General features: G+C 71.3%; 19 protein-coding genes. 9 read left to right on the top strand and 10 right to left on the bottom strand.

Annotation, left to right across the window (positions count from 1 at the left end; translation table 11 throughout):
• Positions 1 to 4 precede the first annotated feature (4 nt).
• The 4 genes from ACZ52C_RS25635 (at position 5) to ACZ52C_RS25620 (ending at position 8,746) form a co-directional block, all read left to right on the top strand.
• Positions 5 to 727, top strand: coding sequence for an FAD:protein FMN transferase (locus ACZ52C_RS25635; RefSeq protein ID WP_469076947.1), 723 nt, complete (start codon positions 5 to 7; stop codon positions 725 to 727).
• 350 nt (positions 728 to 1,077) lie between these two features.
• Positions 1,078 to 2,037 (top strand): GNAT family N-acetyltransferase, encoded by a 960-nt coding sequence (locus tag ACZ52C_RS25630; protein ID WP_469076946.1) that lies wholly within the window; start codon positions 1,078 to 1,080, stop codon positions 2,035 to 2,037.
• A 247-nt stretch (positions 2,038 to 2,284) separates the two neighbouring features.
• Entirely contained in the window at positions 2,285 to 7,483 is a 5,199-nt protein-coding gene (locus ACZ52C_RS25625) for a family 43 glycosylhydrolase (protein WP_469076945.1), read from the top strand.
• Between the two features lie 276 nt (positions 7,484 to 7,759).
• A complete protein-coding gene (locus ACZ52C_RS25620) occupies positions 7,760 to 8,746 on the top strand; it encodes an LLM class flavin-dependent oxidoreductase (RefSeq protein WP_469076944.1) in 987 nt (328 codons plus the stop codon).
• On the opposite strand, the gene ACZ52C_RS25615 is transcribed toward ACZ52C_RS25620, so the two are convergent.
• The 6 genes from ACZ52C_RS25615 to ACZ52C_RS25590 form a co-directional block, all read right to left on the bottom strand.
• On the bottom strand, positions 8,710 to 9,573 hold the full coding sequence (locus ACZ52C_RS25615; protein ID WP_469076943.1) for a lysophospholipid acyltransferase family protein: 864 nt from the start codon (positions 9,571 to 9,573) through the stop codon (positions 8,710 to 8,712). The two genes, ACZ52C_RS25620 and ACZ52C_RS25615, sit on opposite strands and share 37 nt — an antisense overlap.
• 4 nt (positions 9,574 to 9,577) lie before the next feature.
• Positions 9,578 to 10,348, bottom strand: a complete 771-nt coding sequence (locus tag ACZ52C_RS25610) for a GNAT family N-acetyltransferase (RefSeq protein ID WP_469076942.1) — start codon at positions 10,346 to 10,348, stop codon at positions 9,578 to 9,580.
• Positions 10,349 to 10,504: 156 nt separating this feature from the next.
• Positions 10,505 to 11,530, bottom strand: coding sequence for a hypothetical protein (locus ACZ52C_RS25605; protein WP_469076941.1), 1,026 nt, complete (start codon positions 11,528 to 11,530; stop codon positions 10,505 to 10,507).
• 195 nt (positions 11,531 to 11,725) lie between these two features.
• Entirely contained in the window at positions 11,726 to 12,475 is a 750-nt protein-coding gene (locus tag ACZ52C_RS25600) for a succinate dehydrogenase/fumarate reductase iron-sulfur subunit (RefSeq protein ID WP_469076940.1), read from the bottom strand.
• A complete protein-coding gene (locus tag ACZ52C_RS25595) occupies positions 12,472 to 14,439 on the bottom strand; it encodes a fumarate reductase/succinate dehydrogenase flavoprotein subunit (protein ID WP_469076939.1) in 1,968 nt (655 codons plus the stop codon). The genes ACZ52C_RS25600 and ACZ52C_RS25595 overlap by 4 nt, the downstream gene beginning before the upstream one ends.
• Positions 14,440 to 14,441: 2 nt before the next feature.
• Positions 14,442 to 15,176: a succinate dehydrogenase gene (locus tag ACZ52C_RS25590; RefSeq protein WP_469076938.1), complete on the bottom strand. Its 735-nt coding sequence runs from the start codon at positions 15,174 to 15,176 to the stop codon at positions 14,442 to 14,444.
• A gap of 93 nt (positions 15,177 to 15,269) precedes the next feature.
• On the opposite strand from ACZ52C_RS25590, the gene ACZ52C_RS25585 reads away from it, so the two are divergent.
• Positions 15,270 to 16,154 (top strand): LysR family transcriptional regulator, encoded by an 885-nt coding sequence (locus tag ACZ52C_RS25585; RefSeq protein ID WP_469076937.1) that lies wholly within the window; start codon positions 15,270 to 15,272, stop codon positions 16,152 to 16,154.
• A gap of 131 nt (positions 16,155 to 16,285) precedes the next feature.
• On the opposite strand, the gene ACZ52C_RS25580 is transcribed toward ACZ52C_RS25585, so the two are convergent.
• From ACZ52C_RS25580 to ACZ52C_RS25570, 3 genes are all read right to left on the bottom strand, one after another.
• A complete protein-coding gene (locus tag ACZ52C_RS25580; RefSeq protein WP_469076936.1) occupies positions 16,286 to 18,430 on the bottom strand; it encodes a putative bifunctional diguanylate cyclase/phosphodiesterase in 2,145 nt (714 codons plus the stop codon).
• Entirely contained in the window at positions 18,427 to 19,239 is an 813-nt protein-coding gene (locus ACZ52C_RS25575) for an SAM-dependent methyltransferase (RefSeq protein ID WP_469076935.1), read from the bottom strand. Before ACZ52C_RS25575 ends, ACZ52C_RS25580 begins: the two co-directional genes overlap by 4 nt.
• 258 nt (positions 19,240 to 19,497) lie before the next feature.
• A complete protein-coding gene (locus ACZ52C_RS25570) occupies positions 19,498 to 20,499 on the bottom strand; it encodes an SCO0930 family lipoprotein (RefSeq protein ID WP_469076934.1) in 1,002 nt (333 codons plus the stop codon).
• 286 nt (positions 20,500 to 20,785) lie between these two features.
• Here ACZ52C_RS25570 and ACZ52C_RS25565 point away from each other — a divergent pair, with 286 nt between their 5' ends.
• The 3 genes from ACZ52C_RS25565 to ACZ52C_RS25555 all read left to right on the top strand — a co-directional run bounded on the left by ACZ52C_RS25565 (position 20,786) and on the right by ACZ52C_RS25555 (position 22,923).
• Positions 20,786 to 21,397: a hypothetical protein gene (locus tag ACZ52C_RS25565; RefSeq protein ID WP_469076933.1), complete on the top strand. Its 612-nt coding sequence runs from the start codon at positions 20,786 to 20,788 to the stop codon at positions 21,395 to 21,397.
• A gap of 16 nt (positions 21,398 to 21,413) precedes the next feature.
• Positions 21,414 to 22,178 (top strand): bestrophin-like domain, encoded by a 765-nt coding sequence (locus ACZ52C_RS25560; RefSeq protein WP_469076932.1) that lies wholly within the window; start codon positions 21,414 to 21,416, stop codon positions 22,176 to 22,178.
• Positions 22,179 to 22,404: 226 nt separating this feature from the next.
• Complete coding sequence (locus tag ACZ52C_RS25555; protein WP_469076931.1) at positions 22,405 to 22,923, top strand: hypothetical protein; 519 nt, start codon at positions 22,405 to 22,407, stop codon at positions 22,921 to 22,923.
• Positions 22,924 to 23,029: 106 nt separating this feature from the next.
• Here the strand turns inward: ACZ52C_RS25555 and ACZ52C_RS25550 are convergent, their stop codons facing one another.
• Positions 23,030 to 23,521, bottom strand: coding sequence for a hypothetical protein (locus ACZ52C_RS25550; protein WP_469076930.1), 492 nt, complete (start codon positions 23,519 to 23,521; stop codon positions 23,030 to 23,032).
• A gap of 345 nt (positions 23,522 to 23,866) precedes the next feature.
• Between ACZ52C_RS25550 and ACZ52C_RS25545 the strand changes: the two genes are divergently transcribed.
• A complete protein-coding gene (locus ACZ52C_RS25545; protein ID WP_469076929.1) occupies positions 23,867 to 24,538 on the top strand; it encodes a class F sortase in 672 nt (223 codons plus the stop codon).
• Positions 24,539 to 24,550 lie beyond the last annotated feature (12 nt).

The following is a 24,550-nucleotide window of genomic DNA, read 5'->3' as shown; positions in this document are numbered from 1 at the left end:
TCCGGTGCGCCGCGTCGAACACATCATGGGGTTCCCGATCTCGCTGCTGATCGAGGACGAGGAGGCCACCGCCGAGGCCGCGGAGCCGGCGTTCGCGTGGCTGCGCGAGGTCGACGCGCGGTTCAGCCCGTTCCGCGCCGACAGCGAGGTGTCCCGGCTGGACCGGGGCGAGCTGGCACCGGAGGAGCTGAGCCCGGAGCTGACCGAGGTCCTCGCCCTGTGCGAGGAGTACCGGGTGGCGACGGGCGGCGCGTTCGACGTACGGCTGCCCGGGCGCGGGCTCGACCCCTGCGCCATGGTCAAGGGCTGGGCCGTGCAGCGGGCGGCGGAGCTGCTGACGGGGCTGGGCGCGAAGCGGCTCTGCCTCAACGCGGGGGGCGACGTGGCGGCGACGGGCGGGCCGTGGCGGGTGGGGGTGCGTCACCCGGAGCGGGCCGACCGCCTCTGCGCGGTCCTGTCGGTCACGGACGGCGCGGTCGCCACGTCCGCCCGCTACGAGCGCGGCGACCACATCCTCGACGGCCGCACCGGGCGCCCGGCGACGGGCCTCCTCAGCCTCACGGTGGTGGCCCCGTCGCTGACCGAGGCCGACGCGACGGCGACGGCGGCGTTCGCGATGGGCTCGGAGGGTGTGGAGTGGGCGGCGGCGCGGGAAGGGTGCGAGGTGTTCGCGGTCGACGCCCGCGAACGGGTCTTCCGCACCCCGGGGTTGCCGATGGCGGCGTAGGGGTGCGGTGTGAGGGCGCGTCATGGCTCGGGGGTGCGGGTGGTACGGCGACTGCGGGTGGTACGGCGACTGCGGGTGGTACGTGGCTGATCGCGCAGTTCCCCGCGCCCCTGGAAGGGCTGCGCCCTTCATCCCGGCTCGTTGCTGCGGGCAGTCGTGCCGCTGGGGCGATGGGGGTCCCCCCGCTCGATCGAAGCCGAGAGTGGGGGGAGGGTGGGCGCAGGCGGCACCCTGTCAGCGCCGGCAAGCGCCCCCACCCCCGCCCGACCACGGCCACCGGGTGCCCCACTCACTCCCGGCCCACCGAAATCCCGTTGCGGCCCCGCCCCCGCCCCCCGGACAGTGGCCCCATGACCACGACGCACCCCGCCCCCCTCCCACCCGGCCTGACCGTACGTCCCGCGACGCTCGACGACGCGGAGGCGGTGTGCGCGCTGCTCAACGAGATCGACCTGCTGGAGATCGGCCGCGCGGAGACCGAACTCGTCGAGGTGCAGGCCGATCTGAAGCATCCGGAGGCGGACCTGGAGCGTGACTCCTGGCTGCTGTTCGACGGGGACCGCCTGGTGGCGTACGGCCTGCAGTGGGACGAGTCCGGCGGCGAACGCATCGACATGGACCACTACACGCTGCCGGACCGACTGCCGGGCGCGCTGCACCTGTTCGAGCTGATGGAGGCGCGGGCGGCGGAGCGCGCGGCGGCCAACGGCGTCGACCGGGCCGTCGTGCACATGCATCTCAACATCGCTCCCACGATGGACCTGGACGCACTGCGCGGGCGCGGCTGGCGCACGGTCCGCCGCTACAACGTGATGGACCGCCCCCTCTCCCCCGCCGAGCCCCTTCCGGCGCTCCCGCCCGGCGTCACCCTGCGCCCCTGCGCCTCCGAGCAGGACCGCAGGACGGCCCACGCCGTGCTACAGACGGCGTTCGCCGACCACTTCGACCACCAGCCGCGCACGTACGAGCAGTGGCTGGACGACATCGACGCCGAGAACGTCGACTGGTCGCTGCTGTGGATCGCGCACGTCGACGGTCTCGGTGACGTGGCGGCGCTGCGATCCCGCAACGACCGTTCGGCCACGGCCTGGATCTCCAGCATCGGTGTGCTGGGCGAGGCCCGCGGCCGCGGTCTCGGCAGTCTGCTGCTGCGCCACGCCTTCGGTCACTACGCGTCCCTGGGCCGCGATCGCATCGGCCTCGGCGTCGACACCGACAACAGCACCGGAGCCCTCGCCCTCTACGAACGGCACGGCATGCGGCGGGACTTCGCGGTCGACACATGGGAATTGATACGTCCCGTCCGGTAGGCACCGGTACCGGAGCCCCCGTTCCCCTTCGAGGACGGGGGCTCTTCGTTCGGCCTGTCGGACATCGTTCGAAACCCCTTGACGCCTCACCACGCGCCGATTGACACTCTCGCAACACGACGTCACATGGCCGAAACAGCGGGAGACCCGGGGCGAGGGTTCCCGCCCTTTCTCGACCCCGTTCCGCTGTCCTCCCGTCACTTCTCGCCTCCCTTCCTCTGTCGTGCTCTCAGCAGGGATACTCCACATGACGTACATCGCACGTCTGCGCGGCCGCGCGAGACGCTGGGTGGGTCCGCTCGCCGGACTGACCGCCGCGTCACTGCTTCTGGGCCTCGCCGGCCCCGCCGCTCCGGCCGCCGCGGACGACGCCGACCTCACCGACGGCCTGGCCCTCTGGTACAAGCTCGACGCCACCTCCGGCACCACCGTCACCGACGCCTCCGGCAACGGCCGGAACGGCACGGTGAACGGCACCGCCGGCTGGACCGGCGACGGGCAGGGCCTCGCCTTCAACGGTTCGGACACCTACATCAAGGTGCCGAACGACGTCATGAAGGGCATGAACTCGATCAGCGTCTCCATGGACGTGCTGATGGACGAGTCGCAGGCCGGGCCGTACTTCATCTACGGCTTCGGCAACACCACCAACGGCGCGGGCAACGGCTACCTCTTCGCCACCGGCAACTCCCTGCGCACCGCCATCGCGTCGGGCAACTGGTCGACCGAGCAGAACACCCGGCCCTCCGACTCGCACAACCTGACCCGTTCGGTGTGGAAGCAGCTCACCTACACCCAGACCGGCACCACGGGCGTGCTGTACGAGGACGGCGTGGAGGTCGGCCGCAACACCTCGGTCACCACCACCCCGGGGTCCATCGGCTCCGGCACCACGACCGCCAACTACATAGGCAAGTCGGTCTACACCAGCGACAAGCTCTTCAAGGGCAAGATCCGTGACTTCCGGGTCTACGACCGGGCCCTCGCGGGCTCCGAGGTCGAGCAGCTCTCGCTCCCCATCGCCGCGGAGGGCGTCGCCGCCGACAAGGCCGCCCTCACCCTGGGCGACACCAGCGCGGTGACCGCCGACCTGGACCTGCCGAAGACCGGCACGGCCGGCGGCTCGACCATCACCTGGAAGAGCGACAACACCGCCGTGGTCTCCGACTCCGGCGCGGTGACCCGCCCCGCCGCCGGTCAGCCCGAGGGCCACGCCACGCTGACGGCGACCCTGAAGAAGGGGCCCGCGAGCGCCACCAAGACCTTCGAGGTCACGGTCCTGCCCGCCTTCGACGACACCACCGCCGTCGACCAGGCCACCGAGGCACTGACCGTGCACAACCTCGACGACGCGCGGGGCAACCTCACGCTGCCGGCCACCGGCACCTTCGGCACCAAGGTCGCCTGGTCCTCCGCGAACACCGATGTCGTCACCGACGACGGAGTGGTCCACCGCCCCGCGCACGGCGACGGCGCCACCACCGTGGAGCTGACCGCGACCGTCACCAAGGGCGACGCGAAGAAGACCCGCGCCTTCACCGCGAAGGTGCCGGAGCTGCCGAAGAAGGAAGCCCTCAAGGGCTATATGTTCAGCTACTTCACCGGCGAGGGCACCTCGGACGGCGAGCAGCTCTACGCGGCCCTCAGCAAGGGCAACGACCCGCTGAAGTGGCGGGAGTTGAACGACGGCAAGCCCGTCCTGACCTCCACGCTCGGCGAGAAGGGCCTGCGCGACCCGTTCATCATCCGCTCCCCCGAGGGCGACAAGTTCTACCAGATCGCCACCGACCTCAGGATCTACGGCAACGGTGACTGGGACGCCTCCCAGCGCACCGGCAGCAAGTCCATCATGGTCTGGGAGTCGACCGACCTGGTGAACTGGACCAACCAGCGCCTGGTGAAGGTCTCCCCCGACTCGGCCGGCAACACCTGGGCCCCGGAGGCGTACTACGACGAGGAGCTCGGCGAGTACGTGGTGTTCTGGGCGTCGAAGCTGTACGACAACGAGGCCCACTCCGGCGACACGTACAACCGCATGATGTACGCGACGACCCGCGACTTCTACACCTTCAGCGAGCCCAAGGTCTGGATCGACCGCGGCTACTCGGTCATCGACTCCACGGTCATCCGGCACGACGGCGAGTACTTCCGTCTCTCCAAGGACGAGCGCAACAACTCCTCCTCCACGCCCAACAGCAAGTTCATCTTCGAGGAGAAGAGCGACACGCTCCGCAACCTCTCCTGGACCCCCGTCGCCGAGGGCATCGGCAAGGGTGCGATGAACGCCGCCGAGGGCCCGCTGGTGTTCAAGTCGAACACCGAGGAGAAGTGGTACGCGTTCCTCGACGAGTTCGGCGGACGCGGCTACATCCCCTTCGAGACGACCGACCTGGCCTCCGGTGTCTGGACCCCGTCCACCGGCTACGACCTGCCGTCCAAGCCCCGGCACGGCACGGTGCTCCCGGTCACCCAGGCCGAGTACGACCGGCTGCTGCAGACCTACCAGCCGGACCAGATCATCACCGACGTCGAGGACGTCAAGGTGAAGACCCGCGTCGGTGACGCCCCGGTCCTGCCGGCCACCGTCATCGCCGAGTCGGCGGACGGCGTGAAGCGCCCCGTCGCGGTCACCTGGGAGGCCGTGGACTCCTCGCAGTACGCCCAGGCCGGCACCTTCACGGTGAAGGGCGACATCGCCGGCGACTCGGCGATCGAGGTCACGGCGGAGGTCACGGTCTCCGCCGAGGGCCCGGACGTCCCCGCCGACCTGCTGCTGCACTACGACTTCGACGAGACCGGCGGCAGCATCGCCCGCGACTCCAGCGGCCACGGCTACCACGGCACCTACGTCCGTACGCCCGACTTCGGGACCGGCGTGGACGGCGGCTCGTTCAAGATGTCCGGCGGCAACAGCGGCTCCAGCTCGCCGTACGTCAAGATCCCGAACGGCGTCCTGAAGGACACGAACAGCGTCACCGTCTCCACGTACGTCAAGTGGAAGGGCGGCGACAACTTCCAGTGGCTGTTCGGGCTCGGCCCGGACAGCAACAAGTACCTGTTCGCCACGCCGTCCAACGGCGGCGGCAAGCTGTTCTCCGCGATCACCAAGGCCACCTGGTCCGGTGAGAAGCAGATGCTCGGCGGCTCCCAGCTCACCCCGGGCGAGTGGAAGCACCTCACCGTCACGGTGAACGGCGCGACCGAGACGGCGGTCCTCTACGTGGACGGCGCCGAGGTCGCCCGGGTCGGCGGGGTCACCGTCAAGCCGTCCGACCTGTACGACTCCGCCAAGGACCACTCCGGCTACATCGGCAAGTCGCTGTACTCGCCGGACCCGTACTTCGGCGGCGAGGTCGACGACTTCCGGATCTACAACCGGGCCCTGACGCCGGCCGAGGTCCTGGAGCTCGGCGGCAACACCACCGGGATCGCCGCGGCGACCCACCCGGCGCTCAAGACCGACGCGATCATCACCGACAAGGACAGCAAGGTCGTCCTCCCGCTCACCCCGGGCAGTGATGTCACCGCCCTGGCACCGGAGTTCACCCTCGCCCACGGCGCGACCATCAGCCCCGCCTCCGGCACCCTGCGCGACTTCAGCAAGCCGGTCACGTACGAGGTCACGGGCTCGGACGGGAAGAAGCGCACCTGGACCGTCTCGGCGGTGGTCATGAAGAGCCCGGTCCTGCCCGGTCTCAACGCCGACCCGAACATCGTCCGCTTCGGTGACACCTTCTACATCTACCCGACCACCGACGGCTTCGAGGGCTGGAGCGGTACGCAGTTCAAGGCGTACTCCTCCAAGGACCTGGTCCACTGGACCGACCACGGCGTCATCCTGGACCTGGGTCCGGACGTCTCCTGGGCGGACAGCAGGGCCTGGGCGCCGACGATGGAGGAGAAGAACGGCAAGTACTACTTCTACTTCTGCGCCGACGCGAACATCGGTGTCGCGGTCTCCGACTCGCCCACCGGCCCGTTCAAGGACGCTCTCGGCAAGCCGCTGCTGAAGGCCGGTGACCACACGGGCCAGATGATCGACCCGGCGGTCTTCACCGACGACGACGGCACGTCGTACCTCTACTGGGGCAACGGCCGCGCGTACGTGGTCCCGTTGAACGACGACATGGTGTCGTTCGACGCCGCCAAGGTCACGAACATCACCCCCAGCGGCTACAACGAGGGCACCTTCGTCATCAAGCGCAAGGGCACCTACTACTTCATGTGGTCGGAGAACGACACACGTGACGAGAACTACCGGGTCGCCTACGCCACCGGCTCCTCGCCCACCGGTCCCTGGACCAAGCAGGGCGTGATCCTGGAGAAGGACCTCTCGCTCGGCATCAAGGGCCCCGGCCACCACTCGGTGGTCCACGTCCCGAACACCGACGACTGGTACATCGCCTACCACCGCTTCGCCATCCCCGGCGGTGACGGCACCCACCGTGAAACCACCATCGACAAGCTGGAGTTCGACGCCGACGGCCTGCTGAAGAAGGTCGTCCCGACCCTGGAGAGCATCGACCCGGTCACCATCGCCCGGGCCGGCGCGGACGCCTCCGGCAAGGAAGGCGCCAAGATCCAGCTGAACGGCACGGTCTCCGGCGCGGGCACCGCCCAGTGGACGATCGGCAACGACGTGCCCTGCGTCTTCGCCGACGCCAAGTCCGCGAAGACCACGGTCACCTGCGCCGACAACGGCACCTACACGCTCACCCTGACCGGCGGCCGCAGCAGCGACACGGCGACCGTCACCGTCACCAACGCGGCCCCGAAGATCACCTCCGCGGCCGGCCCCAAGTCCCCGGTGGCGGTGGGCAAGGGCACCTCGGTCTCGGCGAAGTTCACCGACCCGGGCACCCGCGACACCCACACCTGCAAGGTCGACTGGAAGGACGGCACCAAGCCCACCGCCGGCAAGATCGGCGCCGGTGTCTGCAAGGCCGAGCACACCTACCGCAAGGCCGGTATCTTCCGCCCGGTGATCACCGTCACCGACGACGACGGCGCCTCGGTGAGCAGCACGCTCCCCGAGCTGATCGTCTACGACCGGGCCGCCGGTTCCGCGACCGGCAAGGGCAGCTTCACCTCACCGGCCGGCGCGTTCCCGGCGAGCCCGAAGCTGACCGGCACGGCGGGCTTCTCCTTCACCGCCAAGTACGGCAAGGGTGACACCCGGCCGTCCGGCAAGGCCGCGCTCGATTTCGCAAAGGCCAAGCTGAAGTTCCGCTCCACCGGCTCCGACTGGCTGGTAGTCACCGGCTCGAAGGCGGTCTACCAGGGCTCCGGCACGGTGGGCGGCAAGTCCGGCTACGCGTTCCGGATCACGGCCACGGACGGCCCGGACACCTTCAAGATCAAGATCTGGAAGAAGTCCTCGGGTGCGGTGGTCTACGAGAACAAGACGGCCGCGAAGACGAAGGGGATCACGATCGGTCGCAAGTAACCCCCGAGCAACGGCGAGACCTTGACCGAGCCGCGTCCGGAGTTTTCCGGGCGCGGCTCGGTTTCTTTTGGGGGTATCGGTGAGGGGTCTCGCGCGGGCCGGTGGGGCTTCTCGCGCAGTTCCCCGCGCCCCTGAAAGACCAGGCCCTGCGGGCCTGAAAAGCATGGGGCGCAGCCCCTGCTTTTCAGGGGCGCGGGGAACTGCGCGACCAGCCCCCACGCACCCGCAGTCCGCGACGTACGGGAATCCCCCCACCCCCAGAACGTTGAACCCCATATGCGCTTCTCCGTCCTCGACCGCTCCCGCACCCGCGAACACCACACCGCCCCCGAGGCCCTGCGGGACACCGTCCAGCTGGCCCAGGACGTGGAACGGCTCGGATTCCACCGCTTCTGGGTGTCGGAGCACCACGGCGTCCCCGGCGTGGCCGGCTCCGCCCCGACCGTCCTGGCCGCGGCCGTCGCCGCCGCCACCCGCACCATCCGCGTGGGCACCGGAGGGGTCATGCTCCCCAACCACCGCCCACTGATCGTCGCGGAGCAGTTCGGCGTCCTGGAGTCCCTGTTCCCGGGCCGCATCGACATGGGGCTCGGCCGCTCCGTCGGCTTCACGGACGGCGTACGCCGGGCACTGGGCCGCGACAAGGACGCCGCCGACGCCACGGATTTCGAGGATCAGCTCGACGAACTCCTCGGCTGGTTCGCCGGGACCTCCCCGACCGGCGTGCACGCCCGCCCGCCGGAGGGCCTCGCCGTCCCCCCGTTCGTGCTGGCGATGGGCGAGGGCGCCGACATCGCCGCACGGGCCGGCCTGCCGATGGTGATCGGCGACCTCCGCGACCGCGAGCGGATGCGGCGCGGCATCGACCGCTACCGCGCGGGGTTCCGTCCGTCCGTGTGGGCCGCCGAGCCGTACGTCGTCGTCTCCGGCACGATCGCCGTCGCCGACACCCCGGAGGGGGCGCGCCGGATCCTGCTCCCCGAGGCGTGGGCCATGGCCCACTCCCGCACCCACGGCACGTTCCCGCCGCTCGCCCCGGCGGAGGAGGTCGAGCGGCGGACCATGACGGCGAAGGAGCGCGGCTTCTACGAGGCCGGGCTGACCGGCCAGGTGTACGGCACCGAGGAGCAGGTGGCGTACGAACTGGAGTCGCTGATCAAGGAGACGGGCGCCCAGGAGGTCCTGGTCACGACGAGCACGTACGACCGCGAGGCGCTGCTGGACTCCTACACGCGGCTGGCCCGGATCGCGGGGCTCGGCTGAGCCGGCCGGCACCCGCCACGCGCTTCCGTCGCGTGTTCGACCATGGCCGCCACGTCGATCACCGCCGTCTGCGCGGCCGCCGCCAGCGCCCGCCGGTCGAGGTGGTCGGCCGGGCCGATGACGGGCCGTACGTCCACCTCGGCGACGACGCCGCGAGCGGTCACCACCCGCCACACGGAGGCGAACAGCGAGTCGTCCCCGACGTAGGCCGGTGCGGTGCTCGCCCCGCCCTCGGCGCACCGGTAGCGGACGCGGACCGGCTGCACGGGCACTCCGGCGTCGAGGGCGGCCTGGAAGACGGCCCGCCGGAAGCGGCCCTGGGCACGGCCGCACCAGGTGCTCCCCTCGGGGAAGGCGACGACGGCCGCCCCGCCACGCAGGGCGCCGGCGACACGGGTGACCGTGTCCGGCAGCGCGCGGATCCGGTCCCGTTCGATGAACAGCACTCCGCCGCGCGCCACGAGGGCGCCCGCCACGGGCCACTCCCGGATGTCGGCCTTGGCGAGCATCCGCGCCGGCCGCACCGCGCCGAGCAGCGGTATGTCCAGCCAGGAGACATGGTTGGCGACGAGCAGCAGCCCGCCGTCGGGCGGGGCGGTGCCCGAGATCCGTACCCGGACGCCGGACGCCCGTACGACCCCCCGGCACCACAGCCGCACGACCCCGGCCGGAGCCCGAAGACCGGCGGTGCTCACCAGTACCCCGACGAGGACCAGGACCACGACCGCCGTGAACCGGGCGACGGCCCGGGGCACGGCGGCGATCGACGTCCGCGTCTCCACACAGGCGCGCGGACTGCAGGGCGCGCTGGGCAGCCAGACGCTCATCGGGTCACGCCGCCGGTACGAGGGAGAGGAAGTGGCGCAGGTAGCGGGCGTCGACCCGGCGCATCGACAGCAGGACGTACAGGTCGGCGACCCCGAAGTCCGGGTCGTGCGCGGGCTCGCCGCAGACCCAGGCGCCGAGCCGCAGATAGCCGCGCAGCAGCGGCGGCAGCTCGGTACGGCCCTGCGGGGCCTCGCCCTGGGGAACCCAGGGCAGCAGCGGCCGCACCCGGTACGCCTCCGGTGCCAGGTTCCTGGCCCGCACCCGGTCCCAGGTGCCCGCCGCGAGCACCCCGCCGTCGGCGAGCGGGACGGAGCAGCAACCGGCCAGCCACTCGTGGCCGCCCTGGACCATGTAGCGGGCGATCCCGGCCCAGATCAGGCTGATCACGGCGCCGTCGCGGTGGTCGGGGTGGACACAGGAGCGGCCGACCTCCACCAGCGAGGGCCGGATGGCGTCGAGCGTGCCGAGGTCGAACTCGCCCTCCGAGTACAGCCGTCCGGCGACCGCGGCCCGCTCGGGCGGCAGCAGCCGGTAGGTGCCGACGACCTGTCCGGTGAGGGTGTCCCGGACGAGCAGGTGGTCGCAGTGGGCGTCGAAGGGGTCGACGTCCAGCTCCGGCTGCGGCGAGGCCAGCAGGGCGCCCATCTCCCCCGCGAACACCTCGTGCCGCAGCCGCTGCGCGGCGCGGACGTCCTCCTCGCTACGGGCCAGGGTGACGATGTAGCGGGTGGGGGCGGCCGACTGGGGCGGGCTGTCGAGGGTGGAGGCGGTCATGGCATCTCCCGGTCACGGGCCGACTCGGCGGCGTCAGGGGCGGACCTGGGGACGTGCGGTCCGCCGCCCTAGTTCTTCCGACACCGACTGACACGTGCGTGACCGGTCGCGAGAGCCCGGATGTGCGCTTGTTGAACGGCACGGTCCCGGTGGCCGTCACCTGGCCGGCGCGCAACTCCCGAGCCACGCGCGGGTTTCATCGGGGTCGAGGACCCGCTCCAGGAGGAGTTCGCCCGTCATGCCGGGGAAGAACCGTCCGGCGGGCCAGCTCCGCTCGTACGGCGGTGGGTCGAGCACCAGCAGCCGTACGCCGTCGACGACGGGTATGTCGCCGGGGGTCCCCTCGTTCCACAGCCATTCCCCGCCGGGTGTCACCAGATTGAACGCCCCGGTCGTGGGCACCTGCCCCGGCGCGTCCCGGCACACGGCGGCCTCCGGCGCGGACGGCGCCCGGCCGGGGACATGACCGCCCCCCACGAGCACGTCGGCGAGCAGCGTGTGCAACTGGAAGGTGTCCCCGATGCCGCTCATCCGCATCGCGTACCCGGTGCCGCTGGGCCGGTGCAGCACGACCAGCGGCTCGTCGTCGAGCACGAGCAGGGCGTACACGAGGCATTTGAAGGCGTGCCCGGACGCCTCCTCCACGGTCCGCAGCGCCCGGAGCACCCGTGCGCGCCACGCGGCGTCGAGACCGGTGCGTACGGCGGCGTGGTTGAGCAGGGCGAGGGCCGCCGTCTCCCAGCGCGGGAGCAGCCACCAGCCGAGGGCGGCCTCCATGCCGACGCGGTCGACGACCGCCGGGGCGGGGTCCCCGTGGTCCGGCTCGGGGAAGTCCCCGCCGCCGGTCGCGGACCAGCGCGCGCAGAACTCCCCGGTGGCGTCGAGCGCCCAGTCGAGCCCGTGGAAGATCGCGGGCGCGCAGCCCGCCGGGTCCGCGCCCCGCTCGACACAGGCACCGATCACGATGGCGACCATGGTGTCGGGCCCGGCCGGCAGCTCCGGCAGCAGCGCGGCCAGCCGGGGCGCCGCCTGGACGATCTCGTGCCGCTCGGCTCCCTCGAACCGCCGGTGCATCTCCCGGTAGGCGCGCCGGGTCCGGTCCTCGTCCCGCTCCCGCACCGCGGCATCGAACCCGGCGACGGCTTCGAGGAACCGCGGCCTCCCCCTCCGCCCGAACATCATGCGCGCAGCCTACCTACACAGAAAATCCAGACGGGGCCGGGACTGAGCACCACTCCCGACCCCGCCCGTCCGCACGATTCGGCGAACGTTCACTGGTGACCACGGCCCGCTGCGGCGCGCCCCTCAGGGGGGCGGGGAACTGCGCGACCAGCCACGACGAACCAGCGGCCCGACGCATACAGATCCCCGACGGCGCTACCGCTTCCCCGACTTCCTCGCAGCCCGCAACCACTCCTTGTTCATGGCGGTGATCGACACCAGCGGAATCCCCTTGGGGCAAGCCGTGGCGCACTCCCCCGCGAGCGTGCACCCCCCGAACCCCTCCGCGTCCATCTGCTCCACCATGTCCAGCACCCGCGTCTCCCGCTCGGGCGCCCCCTGCGGCAGCACGTTCAGATGGTTGATCTTGGCGGAGGTGAACAGCATCGCCGCCCCGTTGGGACACGCGGCCACACACGCCCCGCACCCGATGCACTCCGCGTGCTCGAACGCGAAGTCCGCGTCCGGCTTGGGGACGGCCGTGGCGTGCGCCTCCGGCGCGGCCCCGGTCGGCGCGGTGATGTACCCCCCGGCCTGGATGATCCGGTCGAACGCGGACCGGTCGACGACGAGGTCCTTGACCACCGGGAACGCCGACGCCCGCCACGGCTCCACGTCGATCGTGTCGCCGTCGGAGAAGGAGCGCATGTGCAGCTGACAGGTCGTGGTCCGCTCGGGCCCGTGCGCGTCCCCGTTGATGACGAGCGAGCAGGCCCCGCAGATGCCCTCACGGCAGTCGTGGTCGAAGGCCACCGGGTCCTCACCGCGCAGGATGAGTTCCTCGTTGAGCGTGTCGAGCATCTCCAGGAAGGACATGTCGGGCGAGATGTCGTCCACCTCGTACGTGGACATGGCGCCGTCGGCGTCGGCGGCCCGCTGCCGCCAGACGCGCAGGGTGAGCTTCATGCGTAGCTCCGCTGGGTGGGGTGGACGTACTCGAAGACGAGGTCTTCCTTGTGCAGGACGGGTGCCGTGCCGGTCCCCGTGAACTCCCAGGCGGCGGCGTACGAGAACTCCTCGTCGCGGCGCTCCGCCTCGCCGTCGGCGGTCTGGGACTCCTCGCGGAAGTGGCCGCCGCAGGACTCGGCGCGGTGCAGCGCGTCGAGGCACATCAGCTCGGCGAGTTCGAGGTAGTCGACGATCCGGTTGGCCTTCTCCAGGGACTGGTTGAACTCCTCGCCCGTCCCCGGCACCTTGATCCGCCGCCAGAACTCCTCCCGGATCTGCGGGATCCGCTCCAGGGCCTTGCGCAGTCCGCTGTCGGTGCGGGCCATGCCGCAGAACTCCCACATCAGTTCGCCGAGTTCGCGGTGGAAGGAGTCGGGCGTGCGGTCGCCGTCGACGGCGAGCAGCAGGTTCAGCCGGTCCTCGGTCTCGGCCAGCGCCTCCTGGACGGCCGGGTGTTCGGGGCCGATCCCGTCCTGCCGCGGATGCCGGGCGAGATAGTCGTTGATGGTGGCCGGGAGCACGAAGTACCCGTCGGCGAGGCCCTGCATCAGGGCGGAGGCGCCGAGCCGGTTGGCCCCGTGGTCGGAGAAGTTGGCCTCGCCGATCGCGAACAGGCCGGGGACGGTGGTCTGGAGGTCGTAGTCCACCCACAGCCCGCCCATGGTGTAGTGCACGGCCGGGTAGATCCGCATGGGGACCTCGTACGGATCCTCGTCGGTGATCCGCTGGTACATGTCGAAGAGGTTGCCGTACTTGGCCTCGACGGCCTTGCGGCCCATCCGGGCGATGGCGTCGGCGAAGTCGAGGTAGACGCCCTGTCCGCCGGGCCCGACGCCCCGCCCCTCGTCGCAGACGTTCTTGGCGGCGCGGGAGGCGATGTCACGGGGGACGAGGTTGCCGAAGGAGGGGTAGATCCGCTCCAGGTAGTAGTCGCGCTCGTCCTCGGGGATCTGGTTCGCCGGACGCTGGTCGCCCCGCGCCTTGGGCACCCAGATGCGGCCGTCGTTGCGCAGCGACTCGCTCATCAGCGTCAGCTTGGACTGGTGGTCGCCGGTGCGCGGGATGCACGTCGGATGGATCTGGGTGAAGCACGGGTTGGCGAACAGCGCGCCCCGCCGGTGCGCCCGCCAGACGGCGGTGGCGTTGGAGTTCATGGCGTTGGTCGACAGGTAGAACACGTTGCCGTACCCGCCGCTCGCCAGCACCACGGCGTCCGCGAAGTAGGTGTCGATCCTCCCCGTGATCAGGTCCCGGGCGACGATCCCGCGCGCCCGTCCGTCGACGACGATCAGGTCGAGCATCTCGGTGCGCGGGTGCATCTCCACGTTGCCGGCGGCGATCTGCCTGCTGAGGGCCTGGTAGGCGCCGAGCAGCAGTTGCTGGCCCGTCTGCCCCCGGGCGTAGAAGGTCCGGGACACCTGGACGCCGCCGAAGGAGCGGGTGTCGAGCAGACCGCCGTACTCGCGTGCGAACGGCACGCCCTGCGCCACGCACTGGTCGATGATCTCGACGGAGATCTGCGCGAGGCGGTGGACGTTCGACTCCCGCGCCCTGAAGTCGCCGCCCTTGACGGTGTCGTAGAACAGCCGGTGGACCGAGTCACCGTCGTTGCGGTAGTTCTTGGCGGCGTTGATGCCGCCCTGCGCGGCGATCGAGTGGGCGCGGCGCGGGGAGTCCTGGTAGCAGAACTGGACGACGTGGTAGCCCTGTTCGGCGAGGGTGGCACCGGCCGAGCCGCCGGCCAGCCCGGTGCCGACGACGATCACCGTGTGCTTGCGGCGGTTGGCCGGGTTGACGAGCTTGGCCTCGAAGCGGCGCCTGTCCCAGCGCTCGGCGATCGGGCCCTCGGGGGCCTTGGCGTCGACGACCGGGGCACCGGTCACGTAGTCCGCGTACGCGGAGTACTCGGAGGACGTAGTCATGGTCAGCTCACCACTCCGGTCATGACGGCGACGGGTACGGAGACGAAGCCCACGGTCAGCAGCAGGGCCAGGACGTTCGCGGTGGCCCGCAGCGCGCGGTCGCGGGTGCGGCTGCCGGCGCCGAGGGTCTGCGCGGCGCTCCAGAAGCCGTGCCGGATGTGCAGGCCGAGCGCGAGCATCGCGACGATGTAGACGACGTTGCCGTACCAGGTGGAGAAGGTGTCGATCACGTTCTGGTACGGGTGGCCGGCCTGGAAGCCGCCCGGGTGGACCGTGCCGGTCGTCAGGTCGAGGATGTGCCAGACGATGAACAGGCCGAGGATGACGCCGCCCCAGCGCATGGTGCGGGTCGCGTAGCTCGCCCGGCGCTTCCGGTGCGCGTACGGGGTGGGCCGGGCCCTGATGTCACGGCGGCTGAGCTGGTAGGCGGCCGTGGCGTGGGCGACGACCGCGGCGACGAGGACCACGCGGACGATCCACAGCGCCCACTCGTGGTGCAGGAAGGGCTCGCCGAGGGTGCGCAGCCAGTGCGCGTAGCCGTTGAACTCGTCGGAGCCGAAGAAGATCTTGAGGTTGCCGAGCATGTGGACGACCAGGTACGCCAGCATGATCAGTCCGCTGACGGCCATCACTGTCTTCTTGCCGAGGGAGCTGTCCCACACCGAGCGCGCCTGGGACGGTTTTCGTGCCGACCGTGCCGACCGTTCCGCCTGTTCCGTCCGCGTTGCCAGAGCCATGCCCCTGACGCTAGAGCCGCGTCCCCCCATCGGTCCAAGACATGAAACAGCTCGTTTCGATAGCCGGAGGCTATCGTCCCGTATCGTGGAGGGATGCAGTTCCAGCAGCTCCAGTACTTCGTGGCGGTGGCCGAGACCAGACATTTCACCCGGGCCGCGGAGCTGGTCCATGTGGCGCAGCCGTCGCTGTCGCAGCAGATCAAGGCGCTGGAGCGGGAGTTGGGGGCGGACCTCTTCCAGCGGGCGCGCGGCAACATCACCCTGACCGATGCCGGCGAGGCGCTGCTGCCGCTGGCCCGGCGCATCCTCGCCGACACCGAGACCGCCCGGCACGAGGTGCAGGAGCTGGCGCAGCTGCGGCGGGGCCGGGTCCGGCTGGGCGCGACGCCGAGCCTGTGCACCGGCCTGCTCCCCGACGTGCTGCGCGCCTTCCACGACCGCTATCCCGGCATCCGACTGCTGATCGAGGAGGGCGGCTCGCACGACCTCGTGCGCCAGCTCGCGCGCGGCGCGCTGGACCTGGCCCTGGTGGTCCTCCCGCTGCCCACGCCCTCCCCCGCGCTCACCACGGTGGAGCTGCTGCGCGAGGACCTGGTGGTGGTCTCCTCCCCCGACGCGCCGAAGCCCGGCAACGGCCGCAGGACGGTCCGGGTCCCCGATCTGGAGGGCGAGCGGCTCGTGATGTTCCGCCACGGCTACGACCTGCGGGAACTGACCGTCGCCGCGTGTCGCTCCGCGGGGTTCGAGCCGGATTTCGCGGTGGAGGGCGGAGAGATGGACGCGGTGCTCGGCTTCGTCCGGGCGGGACTGGGCGTGGCCGTCGTCCCGCGGATGGTCGCGACGCGCTCCGGACGGGGCCTGCGGGTGACCCCGCTGGCCCGGCCCGGGCTGCATCGGACGATCGCTCTCGCGCACCGCAGCGATGTGGCTCCGCCTCGGGCCGCGCGGGAGTTGCAGCGGATGTTGGTGGAGCGGTGAGGTGGACGGGCGGTCCGGGTCGCGCCGTTCACCGTGAGCGCCGTCGCGGAATTCCGGTACGTCATGGCTGATCGCGCAGTTTGAAGGGCGCTGCGCGCCCCCTAGAAGAACCCGGCGGCTGAAACGACCCCCTATCCCGTCGCGTCCACCAATGCCAGTTGGTGCAGGCGGTCCGGGGGGCCAGGGCGGGCGTAGTACCAGCCCTGGGCCGTGTCGCAGCCGAGTATGCGCAGTTGTTCGGCCTGGGCGCCGGTCTCCACGCCCTCCACGGTGACCGCGAGGTCGAGGCTGTGGGCGAGGGAGACGATGCCCTCGACGATCTTCAGATCGACGGGGTCGGCCGGGAACTGCTGCATGCTCTGGGTGAAGGACCGGTCCAACTTCAGGACCCGGACCGGCAGTCGGCGCAGGTTGGCGAGGTTGGAGTAGCCGGTGCCGAAGTCGTCGAGGGCGATGTCGACGCCCATCTCCGAGAGTCTGCGCAGGGGTTTGAGCAGGTCGTCGTCGGCGCCGATGAGGGCGGACTCGGTGACCTCCAGGCAGAGGGCGTCGGGTTCGAGGCCCGCGCGCTCCAGGATGTCGACGGTGTCCTGGACCAGTCCGGGGTGGGTCAACTGGCACGGCGACAGGTTGACGTTGACGCGCAGCGGCCCGGTGGCGCCCGCGCCTCCCTGCCGCTCCTGCCACTCCCGTGCCTGGCGCACCGACTGCTCCAGGACCCAGCGGCCGAGCGGCACGATCAGTCCGGTGCGCTCGGCGAGCGGGATGAACCGGTCGGGGCCGAGGACGCCGTGCTGCGGGTGGAGCCAGCGGACCAGGGCCTCCGCGCCGCGCACCGTGCCGTCGCCGAGGTGGACCAGCGGCTGGTACTCGATGAAGAACTCGCCCCGGTCCAGGGCGGCAGGCAGCGCGGTGGTGAGGCCGTGCCGGGTGATGGCGCGGGCGTCGGCCTCCGCGTCGGCGACCTCGTATCGGTTGCCGCCCGCCGACTTGGCGCGGTACATCGTGATGTCGGCGCTGCGCAGCACCTCCGCCGGGCCGCGCTCCCCCGCCGGGCCCTCGACGATGCCGATGCTGCCGCGCACCAGCAGCTCCCGGCCGTCGATGCGGACGGGGGTGACCAGCGCGTTCATGATGCGGTCGGCGAGTTCGTCGACCTCGCGCTCGGTGTCGGTGCCGGTGGTCAGCGCCACGAACTCGTCGCCGCCGAGGCGGGCGACCATCTCGCCGGGCGCGGTCGCGCAGGACTGCAGCCGGTCGGCGACCTCGACGAGCAGACGGTCGCCGGCGGCGTGCCCGAGGCTGTCGTTGATGGTCTTGAAGCCGTCGAGGTCGAGGTAGCAGAGGCCGAAGCGCTGGCCGTCGCCCGCCGCGAGGGCCTTCTCCAGGCGCTCGAAGAACAGGGTGCGGTTGGGCAGTCCGGTGAGCGCGTCGTGGGTGGCCTCATAGCGCAGGCGCAGGTTGAGCAGCCGGCGCTCGGTGGTGTCCTCCATGAGGGCCAGCTGGTACTGGGGCCGGCCGTCCGCGTCCCGCAGCAGGGAGACCGTGAGGTTGGTCCACAGGACCGTGCCGTCGGGTCGGGAGAACGCCTTTTCGGTGTGGTAGTGCTCGCGCTCGCCGCGGACCAACTCCTCGTAGAGGCGCCAGACCTGGGGCGCGTCGTCGGCATGTCGCCAGTCGGGGACGGGCCGCCCGCGCATGGCCTGCTCGGTGACGCCGAACATCCGCAGCAGCGCGCCGTTGACCTGGAGGACGTTGCCGTCGAGATCGGCGATGCCGATGCCTATGGCGGCGCCCTCGAAGACGGCGCGGAAGCGGGCCTCGGTCGCGTGCAGCGCCCGGGCGACCGCGCCCTGGGCCTCCAGCGCCGCGCGGGCGATCGCCTCCTGCTCGGCGAGGGTGCGCTGCCGCAGCGCCTCGGCGTATCCGGCGGCCATCGAGGACTGCAGACGCGCGGCGCGGGCCCGCAGATCCTCCTGGGGTCCGTCGCCGCCGCAGTAGAGCACCAGATAGGACTCGACGCAGTCCAGGGTCCGGCTGAGCGCCTCGGGTTCGGTGCAGTGCGCCGCCACGAGATCGGCGCCGACGGCCCTGCCCTCCTCGGCGTCGTACGTCCTGGCCCGCAGCGCCTCGCTGAGCCTGCGGGCCAGCGGCAGAAGTTGTTCCTCGAACTCGGGCCTGGTCAGCGAGGTGGAGGTGGCGGGGAAGACCGCGCGGCTCCAGATCGTCGCGAACCTGCGGAGTCTGTCCTCCGGCCCGTCCGGCTCCGCCCTCACGCTTTGGTCCCCACGCCGGCGAACTGTGCGTAGGCGTACGGATCGTCGTCCTCGGAAGCCGTGTCGGGCCGCCACTTCGCCATCGGCACCACTCCGGGTTCCACCATGTCGTACCCCTCGAAGAACCGCGCGACCTCGTCGGACGAGCGCATGGTCAGCGGATTGCGAATGTTCCGGTACACGTCCACCACGCCCGCCGCCCGCTCCTCGGGCAGCGGAATCCCCTCGCGGCAGGCGTGCGAGACGACGAGCAGGCTGCCCGGCGCGAACGCGTCACGCAGCTCGGCCACCGCTTCGTACGGGTCGTCCTTGTCCTCCACGAAGTGCAGTATGGCAACCAGAAGCAGGGCGACCGGCCGGTTCAGGTCGATCAGTCGCCGGACTCGGGGGCTCTCGAGGATGTCGTGGGGCTTGCGGAGGTCGGCCGCGACCACATCCGTGCCGTCGTTCCCCTCGAGAACGACCTGGCTGTGTGCTACGGCGACGGGGTCGTGGTCGACGTACACGACCCGGGCGCCGGGGCTGGCCTCCTGGGCGACCTCGTGCACGTTTCCGAAGGTGGGGATCCCGGATCCGATGTCCAGGAACTGGGTGACGCCCGCGTCGACGGCGTACCGCACCGCTCGCCGCATGAAGGCACGGTTCGCCTGCATGATCTTGGGCAGGCCGGGCACGAACTCCATGGCCCGGCGGGCCGCCTCGCGGTCGACCTCGAAGTTGTGCGAACCGCCCAGGTAATAGTCGTACATGCGGGCCACGGACGGCATCGAGATGTCGATGCTCCGCGGCGCCCAGGCAGGACGCTCCATCAGTGTTCTCCAACGCGTCGGGGGTGGCGTAGGCGATCCGGTGTTCGAGCTGAGGCTACTGATCGTCCGCCGAAGGAGCGAGCGAAAACGGAAATTGACCGTCCGTTCAAAGCCGCTGCCGATGGCACATGCCCAACCCCCGCCCCGGCCATGCCTGTTCGAAGCCGGACATGCCAAAGGGTCCGCCCCCTCCGGTGCGGTGCGGAGGGGGCGGACCTGGATCGGCCGCGCTGGTGCGGTGCGTGGGGAAGTCGCGGCCTACTTGTCGGCGCCGATCGGCTCGCCGTCACCGTTGATGGCGAACCAGGTGCCGCCGACGCCCTGGCCGTTGGTGTCGCCGGGGGCCTTGTCGTTGGCGAAGGTGTAGAGCGGGATGCAGTTGATGGTCTGCTGCTTGAAGCCGTCGGGGCGGTCGAAGACCGTGTAGCCCTTCAGCAGGATGCCCTCGGTGTCGTTCTTGTCGACCGGGGCGACGACGGGCCACTTGTCGAGGCAGTCACCGACGCACTTGGTCGACATCGGCCACTGGGTGTCCTTGAGGAACCGGTAGACCGTCATGCCGTTCTTGTCGACGACGATCTCACCGAGCTTGGCATCCTTGCGGGTGGTCAGACCGGCCTGCTCGACCGCCCCGGCACCGTTGCCGCCCGCGTCGGCGCCGCCGCCGCCACCCTTGATGGATGCCTTCTTGCCGTTGGGGGCCGAGGCGAACCACGTGCCCTTCAGGCCCTGGCCCTTGATGTCACCGGCCTTGGTGTCCTTGGCGAAGTAGTACATCGGCCAGCCGCCGACCGTCAGTTGCTTGGTGCCGTCGGGACGGCTGACCTCGCCGAGCAGGGCCTTGTCGACACCCTGGGCGGCGGTGGCGCCCGAGGCGGGCACCGGCGGCCAGGTGGTGGCGCACTCGCCCTCGCAGGTCGTCTTCGGCGGCTCGAAGGAGTCCTTGTCGAAGCGGTACAGGGTGCGACCGGCGCTGTCCGTGAGGACCTTGCCGTACTCGTCGCTGTTCCACACCGTCAGCTGGCCCGCGGAGGCCGCCGTGGTGGACTGGGCCTGGTCCGAGGTGCCGGACCCCGCCGCGCCGGCGCCGGCCGTACCGGCCCCGGTGCCCGCGATGGTGCCCGTGCCCAGCGTCGGGGTGGAAGCGGCGCCCACGTTCTGCGCGGACGTGGACCCCTGTTCCTGACCGCACGCCGTCGTCAGCACCAGCACAGCCGCAGCTGTCGCTACGAGTGAGGCGCTCCGCCAGGAGGTCTTCATTCCAACTCCCCGTGTATCCGGTGGGTGTTGCAGCGCCCTACTGCGCCGCTTGCTGGTCCTAGGTACGCGTGGGAGTGCCCGCCGCGTTCAACGCCGGGCGAATTTCTTTCCGAAGTCTGTGTCGCGGTGTGCGCCGCGGTGTGCGCCGCAGCCTGCGCCGGTATCGAAAAAGGGGTCAGCGCCGGGCATCCGCAGTCAAACCTTCGGGGCCCGTTCTTCGCTCTTTTGGAGCAATCCCTCCGTCGCTCCCGCGTACGCGCGGGCGCGAGCACGGATGATCTCCGACGTGCAAGGACCCCAGCGGACCCGATCCGCACTCGCCCTACGGCTGTCGGCCCTGCTCGCACTGACCTGGCTCCTCACCGGAACCCCGAGCGGTACGGCGGTCGCCGACGCCTGCGCGTACGCCGACGTCGGCCCGGACGGCGGAGGCAGGGTCGCCGTGGCGATCGGGAGCACCGACTCCTGCGAGCCGACCCCGTCGCCCACACCCCCACCGACCCCGTCGTGTCCGCCGGAGCCGACGCCCACCCCGACGCCGCCACCGCCACCGCGGCCGAAACCACCGGCGCCCACACCCACCCCCGACCCCACTCCGGACCCGCCGCCCGCCCCGAAGCCGACGCCTCCGCCACCCCCGAGGCCCGCCCCGCCGCCGCCCCTGCCACCACCGCCCGTGAAGGAGGCGCCCCGGCCCGTGGCCGCCCCGACTCCCCCGCCGAAGCCGAAACCCACGCCGAGCCCCCGCCCGAAGGTGTCGCCGACCCCGGTGAGCTACCCGCCGTACCGGGCCCCGTCGCACGCGCGGACCAAGCGCGCCGGCCCGTCCCTCGTCTCGCTCGCCCTGCTCGTCACCGTGCCCGCGGTGTTCGCCGCCGCCGCCCTGCGTCCGCGCTGATTCCTGGAGGAACCTCTTGTCGGAATGGCTTGTTCTCACCCTCGCGATGGGGGCGGCCTGTCTGGTCGTCCTCATCGTGGCCGTAGTACGGCATCACGCCGCACCCGCGGACGAGGACCCGTCCGAGACCCCGGACGTCATCGAGTACATCACCATGATGATCGGCGTGGTGTACGCCATCGTGCTGGGTCTGGCGATCGCCGGGGTCTGGGAGGCCCGCAGCGCCGCGCAGGACCAGGTGCAGGCGGAGGCCCAGGCCCTGCACGAGGTCAGTGAGCGGGTGCGGGTGTACCCGGAGGACGTGCGCGACCGGATCCGCGCGGACATCGACGCCTATGTCGGCCACGTGGTGACCACCGAGTGGAAGGTCATGGCCGAGAAGGGCGAGGTGACCGAGCGCGGCACCGAACTGTTCGACACCGTGCGCCACGAGGTCACCGACTACGCACCGCGGAGCGACTTCGAGGCGCAGGCCTACCAGCCGCTGCTGGACCAGATCGCCGCGGCCGACGCCGCGCGCGGCAGCCGCGCGGACTCCACCGGCGAGACGATGCCCGGCGTGGTCTGGTTCGGCCTGATCATCGGCGCGGTGGTGACGGTGGGCATGGTGTTCGCCCTACAGATCCGGCGTACGGCGCGCGAACTGATCCTCGCCGGGCTGTTCTCCGCCCTGATCGCGTTCCTGCTGTTCCTGGTCTGGGACTTCGACGCCCCCTACAGCCGGGGGCTTTCGGCCACGGCGGACCCGTTCCTCGCCCTGTTCCCGAACGCGGGCGACTGACGGTCCCGCGCACCCGGTCCACGGCCGGGGGACGGGCGCCGCACCGCGCCCGTCCCCCGGCCGTACGCGTGTCCGGTCCCCTGTGCGGAGCACACGCTTGCCCCGTTCGCGCGACTGCGGTCGCGCCACCGGGCGCACCTTCTTAACTTTTCGGTCATCGAGGTGCATTTCAGGCGCAGGCGGAAATGGTCCGCAGCAGGCTCCTCGGGGACCCGGAGGCTCCACCATGCGCGCGATACGCGTCGCCGCGGCCGTTCTGCCGGCCGTGACCGCCCTCTCCCTCTCCGCACCCGTCGCGCACGCGGCACGGGTCAGCGACCTCACGTCGTTCGGCTTCGGTGTGACGCCCTCCGCCGTCGCCCCCGGCGGGCAGGTGATCCTGAGCGTGGACGGCTGCCACCGCCGTACGACCGTCTCCTCGGGCGTCTTCGACGCCGTCCTCATCCCCCGGGGCCGGTCCTCGGCCACCGCGACCGTCGACCGGGACGCCCGGCCCGGCACGGTGTACGAGGTGACGTTCCAGTGCGGCGACGAGATCGGCCGGACGGATCTCACCATCGTCGGCGACCGCCCGACCCCTCACCCCACCCACCACCCCACCCGGGGCTCGCACGCCGGGGCCGGCGGCACCGTCGCGGGCTTCGACCTCTCCGAGATCGGCCTCGGCGCGGCACTCGTCGCGGGGTCGCTGGGCGTGGCCTGGCACCGGTCGCGGCGCCGCCCCGAGGACGGCAGCCACTCCTGACCGCCGCCGGCACGGCACCCCCCACAGCCCTTCGCCCCGGACCGTTACGGGTTCCGGGGCGTAGGGCTGTGCGGAAGGGGACCGGTCGTCGTCGTTCCCGTGTTTCTCAGATCTTGTTCTCGGAGCGGCGCCGCATCCAGAAGACGCCCCCGCCGACGACCGCCGCCGTCACCAGTCCGCCGCCGATCGCCATGTCGGTGGTCGTGGCCCCGGTGGAGCTGCTGCCGCCGAGCCCGCCGCGCACCCCGCCGATGACGGTGAAGACGCCGGTGAACGTCTTGCGCTCGCCCTCGCAGTGGGTGGTGACGCTGTACGAACCGGGACTGGCGTCGGAGTTGACCCGCACCCTGGCCGTGGCGGTCGTGCCGCCCATCGAGGCGAGGTTGGTGGTCGGGAAGGCGTTCGAGCTGATCGTGCTGCCGGCGGTCGCGCACGCGTCACCGCCCTTGACGGTGAGGACGAGCTGCCCGCCGCGGGCGATGACGTTGGGGACGGCCGTGACCGAACTCGGTTGGTCCCAGGCGGCGGCCGTCGGCGCGGCGACACCGACCAGGGCGGCCGCGGCGGCCGCGGCCGCCAGGACACGAGTAGTACGCATGTGATCCTCCGCGGAAGACGCCCCGGGTCCCGTCCCCGGTCGATCGGCGAGAAAGCGCCTCCCGGAACGACCCTCGGATGCCGTGCGCCCGGCCGCATTTCGGGGCTGGTCCGTCCTGGTGAGCCCCGGGAACGGGACACGCCGGGGATATCTCCGCATGATCGGATATCACCGCAGGTCACGGACCGTCAGAAATTTCCTTCGGGCGGCGAACTCGGATGGCGCAGAACTCCGCCGTGCCGCCACCCGTTCGTACCCGCCCCCGTCGCCGTCGCGCCGCGGCGCGCTTAGCGTTTCCGTACGCGCGACGCACACGGCGACGGCCGTGTCGAGAGGGGATGGCGAATGTCTTCGTCCGCACCGGCCGAGGCCGAATGGGAGGAGCCGCGGAAGAAGCGCGCTCCGTGGGGCGTGATAGCGCTTGTTCTGCTGACCGGTCTCGCGCTCATTCGCAACGGCTCGGGGGAGTTCGACGTGGGCCCGCCGCAACCGGCGTCGGCCGCCGCCGCCGACAGCCGCAGCACACCACGCGGCACCTTCGCGCACACCCCGGACCCGCTGCCGTACGCCATGGTCGACCGGGTGCGGATCCCGTCGATCCGGGTCGACGCGCCGGCCGTGGCCGTCGGGCTGGACCCGCAGGGCTGGGTGGACGCTCCCCCGGCCCGGGACCCGAACCTCGCGGGCTGGTTCACCGGCGCGGTCTCCCCCGGGGAGAAGGGCACGGCCGTCGTCGTCGGCCATGTCGACAACGACCAGGGCCCCGCCGTCTTCTACGGGCTCGGCGCGCTGAAGAAGGGCGCCAAGGTCGAGATCCGGCGCGCGGACCGCAGGTCCGCCGTGTTCGAGATCTACGGCGTCGAGGTCTTCGCGAAGGACGACTTCCCCGGCGACCGTGTCTACGGCAACAGCGGAGTTCCCGAGCTGCGGGTCATCACCTGCGGGGGCGGTTTCTCCAAGCAGAACGGTTACGACGGGAACGTCGTCGTGTTCGCCCGCCTGGTCGAGGTGCGCTGAGCGCTCCCGGCC

The sequence above is a fragment of the Streptomyces sp. NPDC034049 genome, from assembly GCF_055575575.1.
This window is presented reverse-complemented; position numbering and strand designations above follow the sequence as displayed.